Annotated in this window: 13 protein-coding genes and 1 pseudogene; 8 read left to right on the top strand and 6 right to left on the bottom strand. The window is 42.2% G+C overall.

The window, feature by feature from the left end; all coding sequences use genetic code 11:
- Window positions 1-1488: a UxaA family hydrolase gene (locus HUS62_RS05370; protein ID WP_175078796.1), complete on the top strand. Its 1488-nt coding sequence runs from the start codon at window positions 1-3 to the stop codon at window positions 1486-1488.
- Window positions 1488-2408: a sugar kinase gene (locus tag HUS62_RS05365; RefSeq protein ID WP_175078795.1), complete on the top strand. Its 921-nt coding sequence runs from the start codon at window positions 1488-1490 to the stop codon at window positions 2406-2408. Before HUS62_RS05370 ends, HUS62_RS05365 begins: the two co-directional genes overlap by 1 nt.
- A 75-nt stretch (window positions 2409-2483) precedes the next feature.
- Here the strand turns inward: HUS62_RS05365 and HUS62_RS05360 are convergent, their stop codons facing one another.
- Entirely contained in the window at window positions 2484-4460 is a 1977-nt protein-coding gene (locus HUS62_RS05360) for a ligand-gated channel protein (RefSeq protein ID WP_175078794.1), read from the bottom strand.
- 118 nt (window positions 4461-4578) lie between these two features.
- Between HUS62_RS05360 and HUS62_RS05355 the strand changes: the two genes are divergently transcribed.
- Window positions 4579-5487: a LysR family transcriptional regulator gene (locus HUS62_RS05355; protein ID WP_058584682.1), complete on the top strand. Its 909-nt coding sequence runs from the start codon at window positions 4579-4581 to the stop codon at window positions 5485-5487.
- A 58-nt stretch (window positions 5488-5545) separates the two neighbouring features.
- Here HUS62_RS05355 and HUS62_RS05350 read toward each other — a convergent pair whose 3' ends face one another.
- Window positions 5546-6163, bottom strand: a complete 618-nt coding sequence (locus HUS62_RS05350; protein WP_054562642.1) for a LysE family translocator — start codon at window positions 6161-6163, stop codon at window positions 5546-5548.
- A gap of 91 nt (window positions 6164-6254) precedes the next feature.
- Window positions 6255-7014: pseudogene (locus HUS62_RS05345) on the bottom strand (SDR family NAD(P)-dependent oxidoreductase).
- 29 nt (window positions 7015-7043) lie between these two features.
- Here HUS62_RS05345 and HUS62_RS05340 point away from each other — a divergent pair.
- On the top strand, window positions 7044-8030 hold the full coding sequence (locus HUS62_RS05340) for a LysR family transcriptional regulator (RefSeq protein WP_282658445.1): 987 nt from the start codon (window positions 7044-7046) through the stop codon (window positions 8028-8030).
- Between the two features lie 24 nt (window positions 8031-8054).
- Here HUS62_RS05340 and HUS62_RS05335 read toward each other — a convergent pair whose 3' ends face one another.
- The 3 genes from HUS62_RS05335 to HUS62_RS05325 all read right to left on the bottom strand — a co-directional run bounded on the left by HUS62_RS05335 (window position 8055) and on the right by HUS62_RS05325 (window position 12423).
- Window positions 8055-9152, bottom strand: coding sequence for a serine hydrolase (locus HUS62_RS05335; protein ID WP_252949912.1), 1098 nt, complete (start codon window positions 9150-9152; stop codon window positions 8055-8057).
- Between the two features lie 109 nt (window positions 9153-9261).
- Window positions 9262-9861: a hypothetical protein gene (locus HUS62_RS05330; RefSeq protein ID WP_175078792.1), complete on the bottom strand. Its 600-nt coding sequence runs from the start codon at window positions 9859-9861 to the stop codon at window positions 9262-9264.
- 108 nt (window positions 9862-9969) lie between these two features.
- Window positions 9970-12423: a prolyl oligopeptidase family serine peptidase gene (locus HUS62_RS05325; RefSeq protein ID WP_175078791.1), complete on the bottom strand. Its 2454-nt coding sequence runs from the start codon at window positions 12421-12423 to the stop codon at window positions 9970-9972.
- Window positions 12424-12585: 162 nt separating this feature from the next.
- Here HUS62_RS05325 and HUS62_RS05320 point away from each other — a divergent pair, with 162 nt between their 5' ends.
- The 4 genes from HUS62_RS05320 to HUS62_RS05305 all read left to right on the top strand — a co-directional run bounded on the left by HUS62_RS05320 (window position 12586) and on the right by HUS62_RS05305 (window position 18549).
- Window positions 12586-13593, top strand: coding sequence for a LacI family DNA-binding transcriptional regulator (locus tag HUS62_RS05320; RefSeq protein ID WP_054553993.1), 1008 nt, complete (start codon window positions 12586-12588; stop codon window positions 13591-13593).
- On the top strand, window positions 13590-14810 hold the full coding sequence (locus HUS62_RS05315) for a glycosyltransferase (RefSeq protein ID WP_175078790.1): 1221 nt from the start codon (window positions 13590-13592) through the stop codon (window positions 14808-14810). The genes HUS62_RS05320 and HUS62_RS05315 overlap by 4 nt, the downstream gene beginning before the upstream one ends.
- A gap of 149 nt (window positions 14811-14959) precedes the next feature.
- A complete protein-coding gene (locus HUS62_RS05310; RefSeq protein ID WP_082401625.1) occupies window positions 14960-16186 on the top strand; it encodes a threonine/serine exporter ThrE family protein in 1227 nt (408 codons plus the stop codon).
- Window positions 16187-16311: 125 nt separating this feature from the next.
- On the top strand, window positions 16312-18549 hold the full coding sequence (locus tag HUS62_RS05305) for a CDC27 family protein (RefSeq protein WP_175078846.1): 2238 nt from the start codon (window positions 16312-16314) through the stop codon (window positions 18547-18549).
- The last annotated feature ends 41 nt before the right edge of the window (window positions 18550-18590 follow it).

The following is an 18590-nucleotide window of genomic DNA, read 5'->3' as shown; positions in this document are numbered from 1 at the left end:
ATGAGCAGACTATTACGACTTCACAATACTGATGATGTGGCGATTGCCTTACAGCCAATCAATGCAAATGAAAGAATCGAATTTGAAGGCTTTTCTTTTAAAACGTTAGAAGACATAGATAAGGGTCATAAAGTTGCGCTTAAGCCGATTGCTAAGGGTGAGCGAGTCATTAAATATGGCGCCCCAATTGGTTTTGCACTTGAAGATATTAATCCTGGCGCATGGGTACACACACATTGCATCAAAACAACATTGCATGATGAATTAACATACCAATATCAGCCAGAGTTCGTTACACAAGCCCCCGAGGAGCCATCACCTGAGGTTAATATTTATCGTCGTGCCAATGGTGAGATTGGTATTCGCAACGAGATATGGTTGATCCCAACCGTTGGCTGCGTGAATGGCATGATCAAACAAATGAAAGATGAGTTTTTACGTAACCATGCTGATCTTGAAATTGATGGCGTACACATATTTCCACATCAATTTGGCTGCTCTCAGTTAGGCGATGATTTAGAAACCACAAAAGTTTTATTGCAAGATATGGCCTTACACCCTAATGCCGGTGGCGCGTTAATCGTTGGTCTAGGTTGCGAAAATAACCAATTAGCAGCTTTTAAAGCGGGTTTAGGTGAAATAGACGAATCACGAATTAAGTTTTTAATTTCACAGCACTCTGATGATGAAGTTGAAGATGGCGTAGCTCTACTAGAAGAAATCTACAGCGTCGTTAAACACGATAAGCGAGAAACTGGCAAGCTCAGTGAAGTAAAATTTGGCCTTGAGTGTGGAGGCAGTGATGGCCTATCTGGGATCACAGCCAACCCTATGCTTGGCTACTTCTCTGATTACTTAATCGCTCAAGGAGGCACGACAGTCCTGACGGAAGTCCCCGAAATGTTTGGTGCAGAGACATTACTCATGTCTCGCTGTAAAGATGAAGAAACCTTTAATCAACTTGTCAGCATGGTTAATAACTTTAAAGGTTATTACAAAGCACATAATCAGCCTATTTACGAAAACCCTTCTCCAGGCAATAAAAAAGGCGGAATTAGTACATTAGAAGATAAGTCGTTGGGTTGTACACAAAAGGCTGGCACAAGCAAAGTGCAGGCTGTGCTTGAGTATGGTGAACGCTTAAGTGTCGCTGGTTTAAATTTACTCAATGCACCAGGTAATGATCCCATTGCCACCAGCGCACTTGCCGCTGCAGGCTGTCATATTGTGTTATTCACAACCGGCCGAGGTACGCCTTATGGTGGCTTTGTGCCGACTTTAAAAATTGCTACTAACTCAGAGCTAGCAAATAAAAAAACGCGCTGGATAGACTTTGATGCCGGTGTGCTAGTCAGCGGTAAAAGCATGCCTGAAGTACATCAGGAATTTGTCGATTTATTAGTTGAGATAGTAAACGGCAAGCCGACATGTAACGAGGTTAATGATATTCGTGAAGTCGCTATTTGGAAAAAAGGAGTCACTCTGTAATGCAGGCTAAAAAAGTCGCCATTATTGGAGAGTGTATGGTGGAATTGTCTGGCGAGCTGTTCACAGCCATGCAACAAAACTTTGGTGGTGACACCATGAATACCGCAATTTACCTAAAGAAATTAGCAGGCGAAAAAGTCGATGTCTGTTATGTAACTGCCATGGGTGAAGATGCATTAAGCCAAGCTATGATCGCTCGTTGGCAGGGTTATCAAATAAATTGCGACTTTGTTCTCAAAGATAAGCAAAGACACGCTGGCCTTTATATGATTCAAACAGACCAACATGGCGAGCGTTCTTTTCAATATTGGCGCAATAATTCTGCAGCAAAGCACCTTGTTCAGCAGCCCAAATTTTATAATATCATCAATAAATTAACTGAGTTTGATGCTGTTTATTTATCAGGCATTAGTTTGGCGATTTTGCCCCCAGATGATTGCTATACATTACTTAACGAGCTGACAAACTTAAAGCGCGCAGGTGTAAAAATAATTTATGATAGCAATCACAGGCCTTCGTTATGGCACTCGATGCAATACTGTCAGGATATTAATAAGCGGATGGCGCAATTAGCCGACCTAGCTTTGGTTACGTTTGATGATGAAGCAATGATTTGGAGTTGCAAAGATATTTCAGCTTGTAGAGAGTGGCTTCATCAATTAGGCGTTAAAGAACTTGTAATTAAAGATGGTGAAAATGGTTGCCAATACAGTACGTTAGAGCAAAAAAATGCAACGCATTATCCTACCAATAAAATTAACAAAGTCATTGATACAACAGCGGCAGGAGATGCATTTAATGCTGGCTTTTTATCGGCTTGGCTGCAGGTTCAAGCTATCGAAAAATGCGCAAAACAAGGAAATTATATTGCAGGGCAAGTCATTCAGCACTACGGCGCTATCGTTGAGATAACAACCTAAGTTTTACTAAAATAAGGTTTAACCACCAATTAACTTAGTGGTTAAACCTGCAAATACGAATAACTTGATAATTATTTAAAAGTTAAAGCCTAGAGAAACCCAATAACGGCGACCATCTTCAACATATCCGTATTCATCTTCAGTGATTTCTTTATCAAACAGATTATAAACACCAAATCCTAACTTAATGCTGCGGCTTAAATCATAGTTACCACCAATATCAGCCAAGGTGTAATCTGGCGCAATTAAGCTATCTTGCGACGGGCCTGTTGTCGGCTGGCTTTCTTCGCCGCGGTAATGAACACGCAGCCAGGTACCTAGCTTATCAACCGGGCGCCAATTAACTGATGTTTGTAAAATATGCTTCGGTAATTGGTTAAGTGGGCTGCCTTTGTATTCACCGGTTTTTTGCTCAGAGTCGGTGTAGGTGTAGTTGGCACTGACATCAAGCTCACTGGTAATGTCGTAAGATACTGATAACTCAAAGCCTTGCGTAACGGCTTCATCCACATTGACATAGGTCGTTGGCATTGAACCAAACTGGTTTGGTCCATCAGTACACTGAGTGAGTGGGCACGAAATACGGGTAATTTTATCTTCAAACTCGTTGTAAAATACGGTGCTTGAAAGCGATAAATCACGGCTGGCATCATAGTAGATACCCATTTCGTAGTTTACTGATTTTTCTGGGCTTAAATCTGGGTTACCGTAAATATTACCACCTCGGCTCACTTGCCCCCAAGCTGCGGTAGATTGACGAATATTCGGTGCTCTAAAGCCTGTTGAGATGCCGCCTTTCACCGTCAACGACTTAGTTGCTGTATACACGCCATACAAACGCGGGCTGAAATGGCCTGAAAAATTACCATCATGGTCATAACGAAGACCTGTAGTGAGTTTAAATTGCTTGGTTGCAACCCACTCATCTTCGGCAAATACTGACCATTGCTCGTTCTCAACATGCGTTAGGTCACTAATGCGGTTACTGGTGTAATCGTCTAGCTCTTCTTTTAAATATGACGCACCAAATGCAGTATTATGATTGGTAAATGGTAAAGTCCAGCTTGTTTGCACATCGGTATTTTCGACATACATTTCGCGAGAGGTATTATCGAATTTATCGTACTTTAAGTAACTGCGTGATGAGCCAAAATCATAAAAACCATTATGACTTAGTGAGTAGCTTTCTTGGTCATACTCTGTGCTTGATGACTCTGGGCAACCACGTCGGCCACAACTTTCACCTTCAGCTAAAGGAGCAACTGTTTTGCCTAATGTTTCGTCGAGTTTTTGTTTTGCAGAACCTACTTCAAGCATAATTTCATGGCTATCAGATGGCGTTAAGATAAACTTTGCTTTGATATTACTTTGCTCTTTACCACGAAAACCGGCTTCGAAATCGTCTTCGTCACGCTTTGAAAACTGACCAGATAACTGCATACCTAATAACTCAGGAATTAAACCACCCGCAGTGAAGAAGCTGCCTTGGTTGATATTACCCGATTCACTTGATTCTTGAATCGTGCTGTCTAAGCGTACTTCACCGTACCATTTTTCAGGTGTTTTACGGGTAATAATATTGATAACACCACCGATTGCATCTGAGCCATATAGTGAAGACATAGGGCCGCGAATAACTTCAATACGCTCAATTGCTGAAATAGGTGGAGTCCATGCCCCTTCTACACCTGGGCCATCACTGTTTGGACGAGTTTCGCGTGAGGTTTGGCGCTGGCCGTCAATTAAAATCAAAGTATATTGACTTGCCATCCCTCGAAGACTGATATCTTTTCTGTCGCCACCACCTGTGACAACTACACCGGGAACGTCGGTCATTGCATCGGTTAGATCTCGATAAAAACGTTTTTCAAGCTGCTCACGGTCAATAACACTGATACTGGCTGGTGCCTCTTTAAGCATTTGCTCGTAACCGGAAGCCGATACAACTATTACTTCCATGTCTTGTTTTTTGTCATCAGCGTATGCAAAATGGGAAAGACCTGCTAACACAGCAGCGGTGAGTGGTAAAACAGAAGAAACAACCCGCGTCATAATAATACTCCGTGACTTTTTGTTTATAAATGATAATAATTAGCGTTTGCATACTAATGAGAAGTCCCGATTTTCACAATTTACGATTTCTTAAAACTGAATTAAGAAGGCCTGAACCATGAATTCCAAGCTGATAAAAACATTGCGTGTATTTTCTCGTACTGTTGAAACAGGCAACATGAGCAGTGCAGCTGCAGAGTTATCGATGACCACATCGGCTGTCAGTCAACACATTAAGCAATTAGAACAAGAAATCGGATTGAGCCTATTTAACCGCAGCCCGCGCGAACTGACTTTAACCGAAGCGGGCCACCTGTATTATCAAAGCTGTTTAAAAATACTGGCACTGGCTGATCAGGCCAGTACGCAATTGCAACAATTACAAAATAAACCCAGTGGCGAGCTCAAATTAGTTGCGCCTGTGGGGTTTGGCGGTGGCCTATTAAGCGAGCCATTAGATCGCTTAATTAACGAGTTTGATGATTTACGTATTCAGTTAATTTTGACTGATGAGCCAATTGATATGATCAAATGCGGCGCTGACCTAGCGATTGCGATTGGCCCATTAACTGACTCAAACCTCGTTGCTCGTAAATTAGCAACTTGGCCGTTAAAGCTATGTGCTCATAAAGACCATGCAATTAGCAAACTCGATAAAGCCAATTGGGAAGACCTTGGCAACTTTGCCCGTATCGCCCACAGCAACGCCGACAGTAATGCGTTTAACCCGTCAACGCTGGCAAGCAAGCCGTTACCGAAAGCAAAGATCACCGTAAATAATATGCAAAGCTTAATTAAATTAGTGTGTGATGGTGTTGGCTATGGCGTATTACCAGAGCCAGAAGTCAGGCATTTACTAAAATCGAAAGAGCTGGTTGAAATCGCACCTGAGTGGGCAATGCCAAATTACACTGTTTATGCCGTAACACCAGCCAGAGACAGCTTAGCGGCAAAAACAAAAACTGCCATTGATACATTAAAACTGTGTTTTAACCATGTTTCTAAGCAAGTTGAATTAGTTGATTAAGACGCTACAAGGATAATACCCATTTGCCGTATTCGGATGGGTATTATCCAAATTAGTATTAACCTAGCGCCAGCCAAACGCCCACGCACATCATTAGCGCGCCAGCAATACGATTTAACCACTTCACATTATCGCCTTTATCCAAAAACAGCCTTAAGCTTTTACCGCCTGTTGCGTAAATCAACATACAGATAAATTCGCTCAGCATAATAATGCTCACTAATACCGCAAGCTGAGGAGCAACCGCTAAATCAACATTAATAAACGGAGGGAGTAAAGAAATCATAAATGCCCACCCTTTTGGGTTTGCAATGGCAGTAATATACCCCTGCGAAAACAATTGCCCACGACCAATTTGCTGCTGTGTATCATCATTAGGTTTAAAGCTGGTTTTAGCGCGCCACATATTAACCCCTAGGTAAATTAAGTACGCACCACCTAAGTATTTTAAAAAGGCAAATAACTCAGGGTAATTAAGCATAATACTAGCAACCCCAATCACCGCAGCAATGGCTACCGTGGCAACGCCTAACACCTCGCCGACCATCATCCACAGCGTACGTCTAACGCCCACACTCATCCCTAACGTCATGGCGAGCGTCATACACATACCAGGTGTAATAGAAACAAAGAAAAAGGTCGGAATAAAAACCGCGAGTACTGCTAAATCGAGCATAAATGCAATCACATGTTTATTGCTTAAAAAGAGAAAGCGATTAAATCACATTCACTTAAATAAGCAAACAAACACGCGATTGCTAACAGGCTTATAAAAACATACCGCCCGATGCTTCAATGCGTTGTCCGGTTACCCAACGGTTTTCATCACCGAGTAATTGCGCAATCATAGGGCCAATATCATCAGCTTGGCCAACGCGCCCCATAGCTGTAAATGAACTGACTAATTGAGCAACATGCTCATTATCACGGACAGCACCGCCACCAAAATCAGTGGCAATTGCACCAGGTGCGACGACATTCACGGCAATATTGCGACCAGCCAGTTCTTTTGCCATGTATTTGGTTAATACCTCAACGGCCCCTTTCATGGTGGCGTAGGCCGCTTTTCCTGGTAATGCAAAACGTGTCAGCCCTGAAGATAAGTTAATAATACGCCCGCCATCCATTGATCATCTCATGCAGTGTTTGCGTTAAGAAAAACACCCCTTTTACATGTACATTCATCAAATTATCAAACATAGCTTCGCTGGTATCAGCAAATGCACTGTCACTACCATGGCCTGCGTTATTAATTAAATAATCAAATCGAGAGGTTTGCCATTGTGTTGCCAAGGTACTTTCAAGTGTTTGTTTAAATTCAGCAAAACCTAAAATATCGCTCACATCAAGTTGAATGGCGACGGCTTTTGCCCCTAGCGCTGCGACTTCTTCTACAACTTGCTGCGCTTCATCTTTATGGCTTCTGTAAGTAAATACGCAATCAATGTTCTTACGTGCCAAACTTAAAACTGTATTTTTACCTAAACCGCGATTACCACCTGTGATCACTGCAATTTTGTTGCTCATCGTGTTTACCCTTTTGCTTTGAAGTAATTGTGAGCAATCAGTATATTTACACTGCAAATTCAGATAAACCATGTAAAATTGAATTAACTGTTCGTAAATTACAAACAATCATGAATGAACTGAATGCCATGAAAACCTTTGTTCAGGTTGCAGAGCTAAAAAGCTTTTCGGCTTCAGCACTTGCACTGAGCATGCCTAAATCATCTGTCTCGCTGTTGGTCAAACAACTCGAAGATACGTTAGGTGCTCGGCTTTTAAACCGCACAACAAGGCGAGTTACGCTGACCAACGAAGGCACTGTTTTTTATCAGCGCTGCAAAGATATGCTTGCTGATATAGACGAACTACAAACCCTATTTCATAAAAAAGACGAAGCGTTATCAGGGCGTCTTAGAGTAGATATGCCACAGCCAATTAGCAGACGTTTAGTGCTGCCGAATCTAGACAGCTTTTTATCTGCACACCCGCAATTAGAGATTGAGCTGAGTAGTTCAGACAGACGAGTTAACCTAATTGAAGAAGGCTTTGATTGTGTAGTGCGAGTCGGTCATTTAGAAGACTCATCGCTGATTGCGAAAAAAATAGGCCACTGCCCGATGATTAACTGTGTAAGCCCAGGTTATATTAAAAACTATGGCAACATCACCAAACTTAGCGATTTAGCCGAGCACTACATTGTTCGCTATAGCCAAACACTCGGCCAACTTGACCCAGGCTTTGAATACCAAGATACACAATGCGATTGGCAAACCCTGACCATGAAATCACAACTTACAGTTAACAACACGGATGCCTACAAAGCAGCGTGCTTAGCAGGGCTTGGCCTTATTCAAGTGCCTCGTCATGGAGTTCTTGACGAGCTCAGCTGTGGTGAACTTATCCAAGTTTTACCTGACTATAATTTGCCGCCCATGCCTATGAATATCGTCTACCCAAATCGACGCCATTTACCAAGGCGCACCCGAGTGTTTATTGATTGGTTAAGCGAGCAATTAAAACCGATTACGCAGAGCTAGGATACTTGCTATGTGCGCTTCAGTTTAACTACCTTTAATTATAGATAGCAAAAGTTGATCAATTTCATTATTCACTCCACCAACGCTACTATTGTTTAATATTACATAACCAATATTTTTATCTGTCACAGAGCGAGTTAAGGATGTCCAGCCTCTATTAAACCCTGCAAAACCTAGACTGTTATTCTCAGAGTCTACGACATAACTCATACTCCATCGCCCTTCGGTGTGAGGCTGAGCTTGAATCATATTTGCAATAAGCTGATTTGATAAAATATTTGAACCAATGTAATTACCTTGCTCATTTTTTAGCACTGCCTGATTAAGCTTAGCTAAATCATCTGCCGTTGTTATAAAGCCAGCGGCAGCAGTTTCTGTAAAATACACCATAGCTGTTTTGTTGCCATTCTCATCGTAAGGACTAGCCAGCATTGCCGGAGAAATACTATTAATATCAAACGAAGAGTTTGTCATTCCGAGGGGTAAAAGAACGTTTTCAGTCATAAAATTACTGAAAGATTGATTAGTCAGGTCTTCAATTAGCAGCTGAACTATCGTGTAACCACCACCTGAGTATGACCATTTAGTGTCAGGTTCATGAATAATTTTAACGGCTCCATCACCCGTGTTATTGCCTTCTAATGACTCTACAAGAGTAGGTAATGGATCTTCAGCGCTCCATCCATTGTAGCCACTTAATGAAAGCCCTGCAGTATGAGAGAGAATATTACGTAAAGTTACTTTGTTAGCATCAAACTGAGAATTCGGTATTTTCCAGCTTTTTAAGTAATCGTTAATTGGTTTATCAAGTTCAACTTTACCTTGTTCAACTAGTTTCATTGCGCCCCAAGCTGTAACCACTTTAGAAATGGAGCCAACATTGAATAAAGTTTTGTGTGTGATTGGGGTTCTATTTTCAGCGTCAGCATAGCCATAAGAATATGAACCAAGCACCTCTTTTCCTTGAACAATCGATATAGCAATACCACGCGCTTTGCTTTTTTCAAGAATTAAAGGGATTTCCTTATCTAGCACTTTAGAAAATTCTAAACTTTTGGTTTGTTTTGCATGCAATGAGCAGGACGATATTAAAAATAATATTAGAATTATAAACTTATTCATGAGCATCCTTGTTTTGTAACGACCGCATCAAAGGCCTAATTTAATTGACTACAATAGCATGCATAGCAGAAACCAAGCACTTAGGGCCTTCCCCTTAAGCTATTGCCTGCTAAAGTTTTAGAGCTGATAGTAACTTATCAGCTTCATCAGATAGCTTTACACGTTCATCCATTTCTGAAACATGCTTTAAGCGCGTGTAGATTTCAATATAACGTGTTCTTGCTTTTACAAAAGCTTCTGAATGATAGCAGCTGTAAATCCACTCCCGCTCTTGCTCTGATATGCTTTCGGGAACTCTGTGTGGTACTTCTTCACAATACTCTAACATTGAGAAGTTTGTTAGATGGCGCATATCAATAGGCTCTACTTTTTCATCAAGTAGCCATGGCAATAAATATACATTCGAAAACATAGTTTCAGCTAGTTCGTAAGACGCCTTATTAATATCACCAATCCGAAACGTTAGTATCGAACGACACAACATTTGCACTGGCTCACCCATATCATCAGGGAACTGTGAATCATGCCACTGTATGTGTTGCTCAGCTTTTTTCATATCATTGAGTACGAGCAACAAAGGAAAAATTAAATATCGCTTACCATAGCCATCTGAGATACAGCCATAATCTCTAATCTCTCGGTTAAAAGCCGATTTATAGCTAGATATCTTTGCTCGAATTTTCTTGTCGGTATCTGGAATTATAAACATGAACAACATTTCCTCTTATTTGCTAACCGCTTATCTACGGATAAGAATATGCGGGTAGGCAATACAAAAATCCCCGCTATAAGGCGGGGATTTTTAATATTTTACTAATTACTGAGTGACACCTTCAGCGGCAACTGGCTCTGCGGGTTTTTCATCACTTAATAAGTATTTATCTAACCACTGCTCTTGCTCCCAAAGCACATGCAGCAAGCTCTTACGAGCTCGATAGCCATGCGCCTCATAAGGTAACATTACTAAGCGGGCTTCTTTACCTAGGCCTTTTAATGCAGCATACATACGCTCACTTTGCATTGGGAAAGTACCCGAATTAGGATCTTCTTGACCGTGGATCATCAGCATAGGTTCATTGATTTTCTCAGCGTGGAAAAACGGTGACATTGCCGCATACACATCTTGTGCTTGCCAAAAATCACGCTCTTCGCCTTGGAAACCAAATGGCGTTAAGGTGCGATTGTAAGCACCACTGCGAGCAATACCGGTTTTAAATAAGTCGCTGTGCGCTAATAAATTTGCCACCATAAAGGCACCATAAGAGTGACCTGCAATGGCAATGTTATCTTTATCTGCCACACCTTTTTCAACAAGTACATCAACCGCAGCCTTAGCACTTGCCACCAGCTGCTTACGGAATAAGTCGTTTGGCTCTTTACCATCAACACCCACAATTGGCATTTTCGGGTCGTCAAATACAGCAATACCTTTTGCAAGATAAGGCATTGGCCCCCAATAACCGATATAAGTAAACTCATACGGCGACTCGCGCATTTGTGACGCAACGGCTTTATCTTTATATTCAAGCGGATAAGCCCACATTAGAACCGGTAACGGGCCTTGAGTTGAATCATAACCCGGCGGTAAATAAAGCGTACCACTAAGCTCAACACCATCATCACGCTTGTATCGAATTAGCTCTTTAGTCACTCCTTTAAACTCTGGATAAGGGTGCTCAAAAGTCGTAAGTTGAGTCAGGGTTTTATCGTCTAAATCGCGAATAAAAAAGTTAGGTTGCTCAGTTTTAGATTCGCGAATCGTAATTAAACGCTCGCCTTCATCATCAAGCATGGCACGCACACGCTCATAGTATGGCGCTTCTGATTGCCAAATGCGTGTTGTGGTATTAGTTTTTACATCATAACGGTCTAAAAACGGAATATTGCCCTGCTCAGATGCACCATTACCGCGTAAGAAAAGATAACGCCCACCAACAACTTTTAATACATCAGCGCCTAAATCATTTTTTTCATAAATTGGGTAACCTGGGTTTTTGTAGGCATCGTTATAGCTGCGCTCAGAAAATAACACGCGATTTTTATCTGCATTACGAGGTTGAATAACAAATGTGCGAACTTGTCGGTCGCTAAAGCGCCATTCAGATAACAGAGCAACATTACCGTTGCCCCAAGTTATTGAGTCAAAACGGCGTTCAACTTTAGCAAATAACTTAGCATCACGTTTAAATGGTGCTTTTAGGCTATAAAGGTAATCGTGATGAGGAACGTCGGTTTTCATATCACCGCCGTCTTGTGCTTCTGCCCAAATGACTTCAGCGCCTTGATCTGCTCGCCATTGAAATTCGCGGCGACCAGTACGCACACTGTCATAACCTTGTGGAATGTTATCTGCTAAAGGCTGCTTCGCAAGCTCTGCAAGCGTATAGCCACGCATTCCCCAAATTTGCCAAGTCGCAGCAAATCGGCTGTAAGGCACTTGATAAGAAAAAGGCTCATCAATCATGCCAACCAAAATATTGGTTGAATCAGGTGAGACCGAAAACGATTTAATTAAGCCCGGTTGACCAATTGGTTGGCCCTGACCACTAAGCGGAATATAAGTCAGCTGGCTTTGCGCAAAAAACTTAAATTGTGCTTCATCATATGGGCTAGTTAACAAGTTTTGATAAGTACGAGCAGGCGCTTTTTCACCACTACTTTGCTGAATAACTGGTACAATCTGCGAGCTGTCGTTGCTGATACGTGCTTTACCAATATTAACCGCTGCATTAGCTACAATGGCGCTGCTATCTGGCAACCAAGTATAAGGCGTGCGCGTTAGCACTGAATTAAGTGGTGTATCACTTAACTGGCGGGCTTGCTTAGTACTTACATTATAAACCCATAAATTAGCACTCGATGCTTGCTCAACCACAAACGCCAAGTATTGACTATCGCTTGACCAACTTGGTGAGCGTAAAATGCCATTTGGCAAACCAGATACAACAATTTCAGAACCGGTTTCAACATGCTTAAGCACTAACGATGTAAACTTATTACGCACTCGTGAGCGCGAAAAATTAGCAGGATTAAGCTTAATACCAGCAAGTTTCAACTCTTCTTTGGCTAAGTCTTGTAAGGTATCGATGCGTTTTCTATCAAATAACGCCAGCCACTGGCCATCATTCGATAAATAACTACTCGGTGCAAGCTTAGCGTCAACCACAGCAGCCAGTGCAGGCGATGGAGTTTGATAACCTTGATTAGCAAAACTGGGTGTGCAAACAGCTGCGCCAATAACTAGCGCAAAAAGCAGTTTAAATGCTTTCATGTTCGTTCCTTTTTCGTTTTTATTTTCGATTCTGTAAACAAGTAGAACATGTTTGCAGCATTTCATAAAGAGTTTCGACCCTTTTGGCAGCCAATCAGTGACTTAAACAGCTAAATTACGCTAAAATAAAAGCACTCTATTCGCCACTTTTTGCTAATAAAAATGAAAAAATCGACAGGCAAAGTCACAATTTGGGATGTTGCTGAACAAGCACAAGTTTCAAAATCAACCGTGTCTTTGGTCCTTACCAACAGTGATAAGGTCAGTAAAAAAAGTAAAGAAAAAGTACTGGCTGCCATTGATAAGCTTGGCTATGTGTATAACCGCGATGCTGCTGCACTACGCAGCAAGCGCTCAAACCTCGTCGCGTTGGTTATAAATGACTTAACCAACCCGTATTCAGCTCAGCTTGCTGTTGGTCTCGAAAAACACATCTTTGAGCTTGGCATGCTGCCAATGCTGGTGAATATTGCGGAGTGTGTCGAAAGGCAAACTCAAGTGGTGAAAACCCTAAAAGAATACAACGTATCGGCGTTTATTATGTGTCCGGCACCGGGGACTGAGCAACAGTGGCAAGATGATTTAATAAATAGTGGTTTTCCGGTTATTAATATCATGCGTGAAATTCCCTTTTCAGCAGCGCCGTGTATTTTGCCTGATAACAAAAAAGGCACACATATTTCGACCAGCCATATTTTATCGCAAGGTATAGAAGAGGTAGCCTTTTTAGGCGGCACCGCAGAAATATCTGATTACCATGAACGTTTAAGTGGTTTTTTAGCTGCGCTTGAGCAGTTTAATATCACTGACGAAAAACCGGTTATTCAAGCACCGACAAACCGCCAAGGTGGCCGAGAAGCCTTTAATACCCTTATAAAACAAGCGCCAAATACCAAAGCCATTGTCTGTTTTAATGATGTGATTGCTTATGGCGCGATTGAAGCTATGCGCCAACATGGCCTAGAGCCGGGTAAAGACATTAAAGTTATTGGCTTTGATGACCTAGAAGATTCCCGCTTAATGCTACCTTCTCTTTCAACCATCGCCATTAATGCCGATGAAATCGGTAAACGCACCTGTCAGGTGCTAAAAGAACTATTAGATAAATCAACACCGCCAGTTCGCACCTTGGTGGATGTTAACTTAAAAATACGAGATTCAAGTCAATGAAAAAAGTGTTAGTGATCGGCTATGTATGGCCTGAGCCTAATTCGTCGGCAGCCGGCACCCACATGATGTCACTCCTGCGCGCCTTTCGTGCAGAAAACTGGCAAGTCGAATTTGCAAGCCCAGCGCAAAAAACCGAACACATGGTGGATCTCAGCGAAGATGGCATTACCACACAAGTAATTGCATTAAACTGCTCTAGCTTTGATGAGTACGTACAAGCGTATAACCCTGATATTGTGATGTTTGACCGCTTTATGATGGAAGAACAGTTTGGTTGGCGAGTCGACAAATACTGCCCTAATGCACTTAAAGTTCTCGATACCGAAGATTTACAGTGTCTAAGAAATGCCCGTCACGACGCTCATAAAGCAGGTAGAGAATTCAGCCATAGCGATTTACACAGTGATATTGCCAAGCGAGAAATCGCCGCTATTTTACGCTCAGACATCAGCTTAATTATCTCGCATTACGAGATGCAGCTACTCAATGACGTTTTCAAAGTCGATAACGCCCTACTTCACCACCTACCATTTTTGGTTGATTTACAGCATATCCCCACCAGCACCAAATCATTTTCAGAGCGTAAACACTTTATGACCATTGGTAATTTTCGTCATGCGCCAAACTGGGATGCAGTGTTGTACTTACAACAGATTTGGCCGCTGATCCGCAAACAATTACCCGATGCCGAACTCCACATTTATGGCTCTTACCCGCCACCAAAGGCAACAGCGCTGAACAATCCAAAAACCGGCTTTTTAATCAAAGGCTGGGCTGATGATGCTTATCAAGTGATGGAAGATGCCCGAGTATGTTTATCGCCACTGCGTTTTGGGGCTGGTATTAAGGGTAAGTTACTCGAAGCGATGATCATGCAAACGCCGAGCGTAACAACTCCTATTGGTAGTGAAGGCATGCATCAAAATGAGCTTTGGTCAGGCGCAATCTGTGAAGATGCACAGCAATTTGCAGATGCAGCAGTGGCACTTTATCAAGATGAAGCGTTATTTACTCAGGCACAGCAAAATGGCCAGCAGTTATTGCAAAAATATTATGATAAATCAAAACTTCAGTCGCAGTTAATCGCTAAAATCACCGCCATTAGTGAGTCATTAGCGCAGCATAGACAGCAAAATTTTACCGGCCAAATGCTCAAACATCACACCATGCGTTCGACCCAATACATGGCGCAGTGGATTGAAGCAAAAAATAAGTAATTTTGCCGTAAATAACACTAGACATAGCGGCTTTTGTCGCTAAAATCGCGCTGGTCAATTTAAGCGATATAGTCTAGCTATTGGACTATATCTTATTGAATTTTGGTCTATCCTTAACTGAACAATTTAACCTTTGGTTCAAAACGCCTTTGAAAACCGCAACGTTTACTGAAAAACGAAAATTTATCGTGAAGCTTGGCAAAATGCTTCATAAATACGGTACACCTGCATACCGACTAGAAGCACACTTAATGGAAGTTGCGACTTACCTCGGTTTGAAATCATCTTTTGTTATGTCGCCAACATCAGTGACATTTGTTATTTGGACAGATGGGCACGAAGAAGAGTACACCCATGTTGCGCGTGTTGATCCGGGCGATCATGACTTAGGCTCGCTGGCAGATACCGATGACTTAGTAAACAAAATGCTTAATGGCGAGCTGACGCTACAAGAGGTCGATAAACAGCTCGATATTATTTACACCATGCCAAACCCATATAATAAATTTATGACTGGCGTTGCATTTGCAACCTCAGGTGGTGCATTTGCCATGTTGATGGGTACTAGCTGGAATGATGTATTTTGGTCAGCACTTATTACCTTAGTGGTGTATTTATTTGTACTTTGGTCAACACGCTCTAAACGTGTTGCCCATATGCTTGAACCATTAGTAGCCATTGTATCGGCGATTATAGCCTGTGCTATTAGTGTCTATATTGATGCCCAAATCAACATACGGCTAGTGGTACTTTCTGCCATCATTGTGTTTATACCCGGCTTAGCGTTAGCCCTAGGTTTGGCAGAGTTAGCGGCAAGACATTTAGTATCTGGTACGGCTCGGGTGATGGACTCATTCATGCTTCTGTTTAAACTGTATTTTGGCGCCTTTATTGGTATTGGTATTGGTTTTGCTATTTTTGGTCAAAGTGACTTTGTGCAACCTGAGCCTTTACCCAAATGGACAGCTTGGCTTGCTATTTTCATGCTATGTAGCAGCCTAATCGTGATTTTTAGAACCAAGCTAAAACATGCTGTTTGGTCTATTGCATCTGGCTTTATAGCGTATGGTACAAGTATTGGTTCAGCCATGTACCTAGACTACACATTAGGCACATTTGTAGGCGCATTAGCCGTGGGCGTTTTTAGCAACTTATTCAACCGCGTTGTCAATGCTCCAGCCTCTATTGTAGCTATGCAAGGACTAATCGTATTGGTACCTGGTAGTAAAACCTATATTGGCTTGAACTCACTTATTGAAGGCCAAGATTTCGTTTATGCAGACCATATTGGCCAACAAACCTTTTTAATTTTCATGTCATTAGTGGCGGGGCTTATCTTTGCTAACGTCGCGCTGCCACCAAAGAAAAGTTTATAACTTACTAAGCCCGAGTTTCTCGGGCTTTTTTATACCCTCGTTTTAATAAGCCGACTTTGCTTATCAGCAATAAACTGATATAACTCTAAGTGCATGTGGTAAAAATAAAAAGGATTTATTCAGTGATGAGATTGGCTTGGCTGTTATGCAGCTTTTTCGCATTTAATGCGTTTGCAGAACCCCAGTGTATTAACTGTCATCAAAGCCAAGTTGAAGACTGGCAAACATCCCATCATTTTCATGCTATGGAAAAAGCTACTCCCACTACGGTGCTTGGTAATTTCAACGAACAAACCCTTGACTACCAAGGCCAGCAAGCGCGCTTTTATCAACAAGACCAACAACTTTTTATAAGCATGCCAAACCTTGATGGCAAGCTGACTGATTACCCGGTTTTATACACATTTGGCTATGAGCCATTGCAGCAATACATGTTTGATATGGGCCAAGGTCACATTCAGCTGTTTCCATTTGCATGGGACTCGCGCAGTAAAACAGACGGCGGTCAGCGCTGGTTTGTACTGCACCCTGAGCAGAAAAAACACGACCTATTTCATTGGTCGCAAAAAGGCCAAAACTGGAATCATATGTGTGCCGATTGCCACTCAACTGATTTCAAAAAGCAATTTGACCTTAAAACGAATAGCTTTGATTCGAGTTATTCAAGCATTAACGTGAGCTGTAAAGCGTGTCATGGCGATCCACAAGCTCATTTAAAATGGGCTGATGGCGATAGCAGTATTGCCGATAAGGGCTTTACTCATAATATTAAAAAGCAAACTCCGCTGTTTACCCAAAAAGCCGATGGCAGTATGCAAAGCGTGCAGCCACTAGTAAAAAGCGAGCAAGTGCAAGTGTGCGCAACTTGCCATGCTCGCCGCTCACAGCTTGACGACCGCAAAGACCCACATAGCTTTTTACAAAGCTTTCAAGGCTCATTACTCACTCCTGAGCTTTATCACGTTGATGGTCAAGTGTGGGACGAAGACTATGTTTGGGGTTCATTCTTACAAAGTAAAATGTTCAATGCCGGGGTAACATGTAGTAACTGTCATAACCCTCATTCGGGTAAATTAAAGCTACCGGGTAATCAAACCTGTACGCAATGTCATAGCCAAGAGGTGTTCGATACGCCGAAACATCACGGTCACAAAGTGGCAAGTACTGGTAGCCAATGTGTTGATTGTCATATGCCTGCCACCACCTATATGCAAGTTGATGCAAGGCGCGACCACAGCTTTCGGGTACCACGCCCAGACTTAACATTAAAAACAAATGCCCCAAATGCTTGTAATAGCTGCCATGAAGATAAGACACCGCAGTGGGCGGTTAGCAACATAAAAGACTGGCATCCAAATTCAAAACACCTTGGTACTGCGCATTTTTCTGAGGCGTTTTATGCCGCCGATAACCGTTTACCTAATGCCTCAACCATGCTGACCAAAATCGTGCAAGATAAAGGCTTTCCTGAGATTATTCGCGCTTCAGCATTAAGCCGTTTAGCCACAAGCCCTGATAACAACGCTGTCGTTGCGATTGCTCGCTCAGTAAAAGACAGCGAGCCATTAAAACGCCAAGCCGCCATTGAAGCGGCCATGCCATTTGATATTAACCAGCGCTGGCGTTTATTAAACCCGCTTTTAGATGATGAGCATTTACCTATCAGAGCTGAAGCTGCAAGAGCACTGGCGGCCATGTTAACTCAGCCCTTTCCGGCGGGTCTTAGTGAGCAAGATAGCAAACGTTTAAATTCAGCCCTTGATGAGTACAAAGGCATTCAAGAGTATCAAGCAGAGCGTGGCTATTCCCATACCAATTTAGGTAATCTGGCACTCACACTACAAAAGCCAGCGCAAGCCAAAACACATTACCTACAAGCAATCAGTGTTGAGCCTATTTTTGCTCCTGCTTATGTCAATTTAGCTGATTTATATCGCAACCAAGGCGATGAAAAAGCAGCGCAAGCCATCTTGAAACAAGGCTTAGACGTTAACGCAGAAAGCGGCGATATTCATTATGCTCTGGCAATGAGCCTTATTCGCACAAAACAAAAAGACACTGCCCTTACTCATTTACAAAAAGCAGCGCAGCTTGCGCAAGAGAATGCAAACTATCAGTTTACCTACGCGCTACTATTACAAGATTTAGGCAATATGCCTGCTGCTATCTCGGCCCTTGAGCGCGCTTTTAATCTAACACCGAATAACCCAGATATCAGTTACAGTTTGGCGCAGTGGTATGTGGCAGAAGAGAACTACAAACAAGCGCTGTTTTATGCCAGAAACCTAGCCCGCTTGGTACCGGGTAACCAACAAGTTGAGCAGTTTGTGAAACAGCTCGAAATGATGAATAGCATCAATTAATAAGTATTAAAAAAGGGCCAAGTAGGCCCTTTCAACTTAAC

Origin of the sequence: Pseudoalteromonas sp. 0303, from assembly GCF_013349995.1 — a bacterium.
Lineage (GTDB): Bacteria > Pseudomonadota > Gammaproteobacteria > Enterobacterales > Alteromonadaceae > Pseudoalteromonas.
Note: the sequence above shows the minus strand (reverse complement) of the source record. Positions and strands in the feature narration are given on the sequence as shown.